Annotated in this window: 6 protein-coding genes and 1 pseudogene; 6 read left to right on the top strand and 1 reads right to left on the bottom strand. The window is 57.8% G+C overall.

Annotated elements, in window-relative coordinates:
• Positions 1–559 precede the first annotated feature (559 nt).
• On the bottom strand, positions 560–1,447 hold the full coding sequence (locus VEB01_RS09320; protein ID WP_324874817.1) for an AraC family transcriptional regulator: 888 nt from the start codon (positions 1,445–1,447) through the stop codon (positions 560–562).
• 197 nt (positions 1,448–1,644) lie between these two features.
• On the opposite strand from VEB01_RS09320, the gene VEB01_RS09315 reads away from it, so the two are divergent.
• The 6 genes and pseudogenes from VEB01_RS09315 (at position 1,645) to VEB01_RS09285 (ending at position 6,487) form a co-directional block, all read left to right on the top strand.
• Positions 1,645–2,514: a peroxiredoxin family protein gene (locus VEB01_RS09315; RefSeq protein ID WP_324874815.1), complete on the top strand. Its 870-nt coding sequence runs from the start codon at positions 1,645–1,647 to the stop codon at positions 2,512–2,514.
• Between the two features lie 206 nt (positions 2,515–2,720).
• The gene (locus VEB01_RS09310) at positions 2,721–3,134 is read left to right on the top strand and encodes an HAD family hydrolase (RefSeq protein ID WP_324874813.1); all 414 of its coding nucleotides are present in this window, start codon (positions 2,721–2,723) and stop codon (positions 3,132–3,134) included.
• A 6-nt stretch (positions 3,135–3,140) separates the two neighbouring features.
• The gene (locus tag VEB01_RS09305; RefSeq protein ID WP_324874812.1) at positions 3,141–3,605 is read left to right on the top strand and encodes an HAD-IA family hydrolase; all 465 of its coding nucleotides are present in this window, start codon (positions 3,141–3,143) and stop codon (positions 3,603–3,605) included.
• 324 nt (positions 3,606–3,929) lie between these two features.
• Positions 3,930–4,301, top strand: a complete 372-nt coding sequence (locus VEB01_RS09300; RefSeq protein WP_324874811.1) for a MarR family winged helix-turn-helix transcriptional regulator — start codon at positions 3,930–3,932, stop codon at positions 4,299–4,301.
• 46 nt (positions 4,302–4,347) lie between these two features.
• A pseudogene (locus VEB01_RS09290) lies at positions 4,348–4,982 on the top strand (SDR family oxidoreductase).
• A gap of 344 nt (positions 4,983–5,326) precedes the next feature.
• Positions 5,327–6,487, top strand: a complete 1,161-nt coding sequence (locus VEB01_RS09285; RefSeq protein ID WP_324874805.1) for an epoxyqueuosine reductase — start codon at positions 5,327–5,329, stop codon at positions 6,485–6,487.
• Positions 6,488–6,612 lie beyond the last annotated feature (125 nt).

The following is a 6,612-nucleotide window of genomic DNA, read 5'->3' as shown; positions in this document are numbered from 1 at the left end:
ATAAGTTCTACTCGCCCCCGCAACCGTCGTCTTGCCCCGGAGGATTTCCAGCACCAAGGCACTCTTCCGCTTGGCCGTCCAACGTTTGATGTCCTCTTCCATCACCATACTCATGTGCAATACTCCTCAAAGATTAACACCTGAGCAGAATTTCACTGGGTCAATACACAATACCGCTGGCTGGTTCAGGCCGCGTGTCGCTTCCCGTGGAGCCAGGGTCAAGTCGAGGGCCAAGTCAATCGGCTCAAATTCATCAAGCGTTCGATGTACGGACGGGTCGGCTTCGACCTTCTGAAAATGCGGGTGCTTGTCGTCGGTCTGACGGCGCTTGACTCGTGCCGTTCGCTATCCTGGCGGTGGCGGAGGGAACCCTTAGCCTCTAATGCGTGTAAGCCGCTTCGTCCCCACGGCGAATGCGACGAAGGGCCGGAGGGGGCCAAAACCCGGCCCTCCCATCGACAGGCCCCCTCGAAAATCCCTACCGCTCATCGACGCGCCTCGCCCCAACCACGGAAAGTGCGGAAGAGCCAACATTCGGCGCAGATCAACACGTTTGCACTTACTCTACATTCGCACCGCGCCGATAGGTCCCGGGGGAAACACCGAGGGAACGTTTGAAGGCCTTGCTGAACGCCGGCGCCGAGTCATAGCCGCAACGTTCCGCCACCCGTTCGATGGACATGCCGGACTCCTTCAACCAGCGTGCCGCGATTTGCATGCGCCAGCTCGTCAGGTATTCGATCGGAGAAGCCCCGATCAGTGCGGCAAATTTTCCGGAGAGCACGGTCTTCGACAATCCCGCCCGGGAGCAAAGCTCGGCAATGGTCCACGGTTTCCACGGTTCCCGATGAATCAGTTCGAGCACGGTTGCCAGCCGGCGATCCTGCATCGCGGCGAACACACCTTGCTGAACCAGGTTTGCTTCGATGCAGTGTCGCACTACCAGGACGAACAGACTGTCGCATAAGCGCTCGATCACCGACTCGCTGCCGAAGCGCCGACTCGACGATTCCCCGGCGATGAGTTCGATCAGCCGCGCCAATATCTCGCCGGCCTCGGCCTTCCTGATGACGATTTCCGCGGGCAAGGCCTGCCACAACAGGGACTTCGGCATGCCGAGTTCGATTTCCCCGCACACGAATGCACTCTCTCCGTCCTTCCAACTGGTGGCACGCATCCCGGCTGGATCGACGGGAAGATGGTCCCTGCTATAGGAGAGAAAGTGCCATGCGGCATGGGGCAGGAACAGGACTAGATCGCCATCCTCCAGCGCCAGCGGCGTCTCCCACGCGGGCGAGTGCACCCAGCCTTGGCCCTTGGTGAGTAGATGAAACCAAATGGACTGGTCGGAGTTGTGATCCATCAGCCATTTTCCGCAAACGCCACCGGCATGGACGAGTCTCGCCCGCAGATTCAGACCGTTCGCCAGTGCAGTCAGAGCATCCAAGTCGTTCTCCCGAACTAACGCACATGATTTCCGGAATTCCGGGCATGGAACAGCCCGCCGGACCCCACTAATCTGGTGCTGTCATGAGGTAGGCGTACACAGTAGTCAACATGCCTCTTTGACCGACCGGATTGGGCCCGCAGAAAGGCGGGGGCCGGTGTGACGAAACATAACCCATTCCCCCATAGGGAGGCGATATGAACCTGCTCAAGTCGATGTTCATCAGCAGCTACATGATGTTGTTGATCGGTGTGACCGGATTTGCCGGTTGGATGTTATACCGGAGCGAACACCCTGCCGCCTGGATCGGCGTAATGCTGACCACGGCCCCGCTCCTGGTAGTGGTGACCTGGCTCATGATGATCAAGAACGTAGCGCGCACCAGCGCCCATTTTCCGTTCGTTAATTGGCTCGGCGCGATCGGTGCCGGCCTCGCCCTGTGGTCCTGGTATGGACAGGGCACAAGCATCACCGCGCCGATCCTGGCGGTTGGTGCCTGGATTTGCTTTGTATTGTACGCCTACTGGTTCTCCACCTTTGGTGGGCGCCAGCCGAGTGCGAAACTGCAAGTGGGCGCCGTCTTGCCCCATTTCATGCTCAAGCACGCTAGCGGGGAGTCCGTGACCACCGCGCAGTTGACCGGCAAACCAACAATCCTGATGTTTTATCGCGGCAACTGGTGCCCCTTGTGCATGGCCCAGATCAAGGAACTGGCTGCCCGCTATCGCGACCTCACTGCCCTCGGTGTCCGGGTTGCCCTGATTTCTCCGCAACCCCACGACAACACCGTCGAGCTGGCGAAAAAGTACCAGGTGAACTTCGACTTCCTGACCGACACGGGCAACGCCGCCGCCCGTACCCTGGGCATAGAAAACCCGAACGGCACACCCATGGGCATGCAGATGTTCGGTTACGATAACGACACCGTACTGCCCACCGTCATCGTTACCGACCGTAACGGCCAGGTGGTGTGGACGCATGAGACCGACAACTATCGCATCCGCCCGGAGCCGGACGTTTATCTGGATGTCCTTCGCCGGCATCAGCTCGTTCCCGTACTAGCGTAAACGCCAATCACCCATCCGGAGAATTGCATGCTGGCCGAATATCGGCGCCCCCTTTGCCCATGCGGCAAAGGGTATGGCAAAGTAGTCTACGCGCTGTGTGGTTGACGGGAATTGGCCGTTACGGGACGGGTGTCCCGCTCTGGCTTTCGGGGGAAACGAAATGGTCGGTAGTTTGACACCAAGGAATATCGAAGTGAGGAAAATCAATGGAAACGTTTATCGGCAGGAGAAAATTCATTGCCGTGGCCTCTTCTTTCGCTGCACTGCTAACCGCCGGGTTTGGCCAGCCGACGAAGGCGGATACCGGCAATAAGGCCAGAAAAATATCGGGTAGTGTCGCGGCGCCACAGCGAAATCCCGGGGCAGAGAATCAGCCAATACCGGTGTTTGATGTCAACGAGCCCCTGCTGGACTTGAATGCGCTGCGCCCACATTTCCAGCGCATAGTCGGCGACGGCCGGGCGCTGGATCAATGGTTTTTCCTCCTTCTGCAATACTCACTGGTGGTCAACGTCGCGGATGCTTATACCGATTTCGGAACCGTGGGACGGGCGGTACTCGAAATGCTCGCCGTGACCAGGCGAGTGCCGTTATCACCCGAGGATGAAACGAAGATATAGCAGGGCGTGCTCACGTTGCCCCCGCATCCCGAGGTTCCCGAAAGTCTCAAACGGCTTCGGGCCGCTGGATTTCGCATGGTCACTCTGACGAACTTCAGTTCGATGGCGGTGAGAGCTCAACTGCAAAATGCCGGACTCGCCCAGTATTTCGATGAGTCGATCTCAGTCGATTCGGTGCGCCGGTTCAAGCCCGATCAGGCTGTATACCGGTCTGCCGCCACGCACCTTGGAGCTGCTCCGGGCGAGCTCCGGCTGATCGCCGCGCATGCTTGGGACGTATTCGGCGCGATGAGGGCCGGGTGGAAAGCGGCATTTGTAGCGCGCAATGGTGTCCCATTGCTGCCATTGGGGCCCAAGCCGGACCTGATCGCGCCGGACATGAAGGGGATCGCCGACGCACTCGGTATTACCCTCGATCACTGCCGTGAACAAGGCAGTTCTATTGACCCAGCGACTGAAGGATCTTCATAAGCTCAGTGGTCGCAAGCCAGCAATAACGCTGCTTTCAAGATGTCAGGTTGAAGATGGTGGCTGCTTTGAAGAAAGTGACCGGTAACTACCGCCGGAGGAAACGCTCTTCACGTCGGACGGTGGGTGCAGGCGTACACGATGGATCTCAAGCTAAAGTTTCATGGAAATGTTGACACGGACATATACGTGCATATACTCCTTTTATGATTTTATCGCAAAGGACTCCAGAAATTGCCTCAAAAACCTGTTCGATCGAGTGATGTACCGGATTTCCGGAGTTGCCTAATTTGTACTGGCTTCAATCTCCGCAAGGCGACTCGTGCAGTGAGTCAGCTCTACGACGAGATGCTGCGCCCGACAGGCATCCGGGGCACTCAGTATTCGCTTCTGGTTGCCGTGCAAATGAGTGGACCAATCTCGGTGACCCAACTTGCCGACAATGCTGTCATGGATCGGACGACTTTGACTCGGAATCTGGAGGTTTTGGAAAAGCAAGGCTTCGTCGATGTCACCTCCGGCGAAGATCGGCGTACCCGCCTGGTGACGATTACCACTGAAGGGCGCGCGGTGCTGTTACAAGCGTATCCGCTTTGGGAGCAAGCGCAGGCACGCATCAAGGCGGCATTGAGCGAAGACCGGTTACAGATGTTGATGGAGGGACTGACAAAGCTGGTCGAATCCACACAAGCAAAGTAAATTTTTTTTCGCCACATACGTGTATCTACACCATGAGGATGCAACGATGATCCGCAACCCACATTTTAGAGAACAGGTCGTCGTCATTACCGGCGCATCGAGCGGCATCGGTCGCGCTACGGCGCTGGCGTTCGCACACGAGGGCGCCATTACGATTCTGGCTTCGCGTTCGCAGACTTCCCTTGAACGGTCGCAGAAGACATTCGCCGCTTTAATCCACAGGTCCGCGTGATTCCGACGGATGTGTCGTCGCAACAACAGGTAGAGGCCCTAGTTGCCCGCGTCGATAGAGAGTTCGGCAGGATCGATGTGCTGATCAACAACGCCGGTTGTATTGCGGTGGGGCCGGTCGAGGGAAAAAGCTTTGTCGAAGACACACAGCAACTGCTGGCGACCAGCTTTTTTGGCAAGGTGTTCGCCGCGCGTGCGGTGTTGCCGATCATGCGACGCCAAGGCCGGGGCCACATCGTCAACCTGTCTTCCGTAGTGGGACGCAAGGCGTTAGCCGATTTCGGAGCGTATTCGGCGGCCATGCATGCGATCGCCGCCTTCTCCGATGCGCTCCGGCAGGAATTGCGCAGTACCGGTATTGGCGTGTCGACGCTGCATCCGTCGCTGACGCAAACCGCGTTGTTTGACGGCGTGGACCCGAACGCTATTCGGCGCCCTTCCGGAAGATGAAGCCGATGTCCGTCGATGACGTGCCCAGGCCATTCTCCGGGCGGTACGAGAGCACCAGCCCCGGGTCGTTCTGCCCTGGCAGCCGAATTGGGTGCATTGGGCGGATGCACTGTCGGTTCGTATCGGCGATCTCTTTGTGCGTCTGCTGTCGAGCCCGGTATTTCTGGCGGTGGTGGGACTATACCGAGGGAAAGAACATTCCGCTCCGGTCGTGGATAGATCGTAGACAACCTGCTGATCGGAGACAGAAAACCTTGATTCGGGGACCGTGGCCGTAGTGATTTTGACAAATCCGGGCGAAAAAATTTTGACAGATATGTGTATATACAAGAAGTGGTGCAAGAATGAATCCTCTGCAAAATCATCCCACCGTCACGCAACTGCGGGCCACTCTGTCTGCGAGAGCGAACAGCCAAGCCGTGCAGACTCTTGAAACCGCCTGGCTGCGGCGCTTGGCCCTGGAAGCAGGTGCCGACGATGTAGGTTTCGTCGGCATGGAAAGAGCGGAAATCCGAGATCAAAAAGACGATATCCTGCAAATCTTCCCTCATGCGAAGACCCTGCTGAGTTTCGTTTGTCGCATGAACCGGGAGAACGTGCGCAGTCCCGCGCGCTCGATCGCCAATCTCGAATTCCATCATGCGGGCGACGAAGTCAACGAGGTGGCCCGGCGGATCGTCACCGCCCTGGAGCATAAAGGCATCCGCGCCATCAACGGCGGCGCGGTGGGATTTCCCATGGAGGCCGAACGCTGGCCCGACAAGATGTGGGTGGTTTCCCACAAGCCGGTGGCCGTGGCCGCGGGCTTGGGGCAGATGGGCATCCATCGCATCGTCATCCATCCGAAATTCGGCAACTTCATCCTGCTCGGCACCGTGATCCTGGATGCGCGGGTGGACGAAGAGTCACGTCCCGGGGACTATAACCCTTGCCTGGAATGCAAGCTGTGTATCGCCGCTTGTCCGGTGGGCGCCATCGGCAACGACGGCCAATTCAATTTTTCCGCTTGCTACACCCACAATTATCGCGAATTCATGGGTGGCTTCACCGACTGGGTGGCGTCCGTCGCCGACAGCAAGAATGCCCGGGCGTATCGACAGAAAGTCACCGATGCCGAAACGGTTTCTCTTTGGCAAAGCCTTTCCTTCGGCGCGAACTACAAGGCGGCCTATTGCATGGCAGTATGTCCGGCCGGGGAGGACGTCATCAGGCCATTTCTCGATGACCGCCGGCGCTACGTGAAAGAAGTGGTGCGCCCGCTACAGGAACGTCCCGAAGCCGTCTATGTGATCGGCGGCTCCGATGCGGAGGAACATGTCGGCCGCCGCTTTCCGCACAAGTCCTCCAAACGGGTGGGCAACAGCCTCCGGCCCACAACCATACGGGCGTTTCTGAATGGGCTACCCCTGGTTTTTCAAAGGGGCCAATCAGTCGGCCTGAATGCTGCCTACCACTTGACATTCCTGGGTGCCGAACGAATTCAGGCAACGGTTAGGTTCTGTTGACATTTCAACGCAACCAGATGAGTGCTGAGACGAAGCGAAGAAAGCCCATGAAGTTACGCTGCAATTTTTCGAAGCGGGCAAAGATTCTTCGGAAGTGTTTGATTTTGCCAAAGAAGCATTCGATC

The sequence above is a fragment of the Methylocaldum sp. genome (assembly GCF_035627495.1).
Lineage (GTDB): Bacteria > Pseudomonadota > Gammaproteobacteria > Methylococcales > Methylococcaceae > Methylocaldum.
This window is presented reverse-complemented; position numbering and strand designations above follow the sequence as displayed.

Bases quoted from the DNA above. Each gene is read 5' to 3' on its own strand.
- VEB01_RS09315 (WP_324874815.1), top strand. From the start codon at position 1,645: ATGAACCTGCTCAAGTCGATGTTCATCAGCAGCTACATGATGTTGTTG.
- VEB01_RS09310 (WP_324874813.1), top strand. From the start codon at position 2,721: ATGGAAACGTTTATCGGCAGGAGAAAATTCATTGCCGTGGCCTCTTCT.
- VEB01_RS09285 (WP_324874805.1), top strand. From the start codon at position 5,327: ATGAATCCTCTGCAAAATCATCCCACCGTCACGCAACTGCGGGCCACT.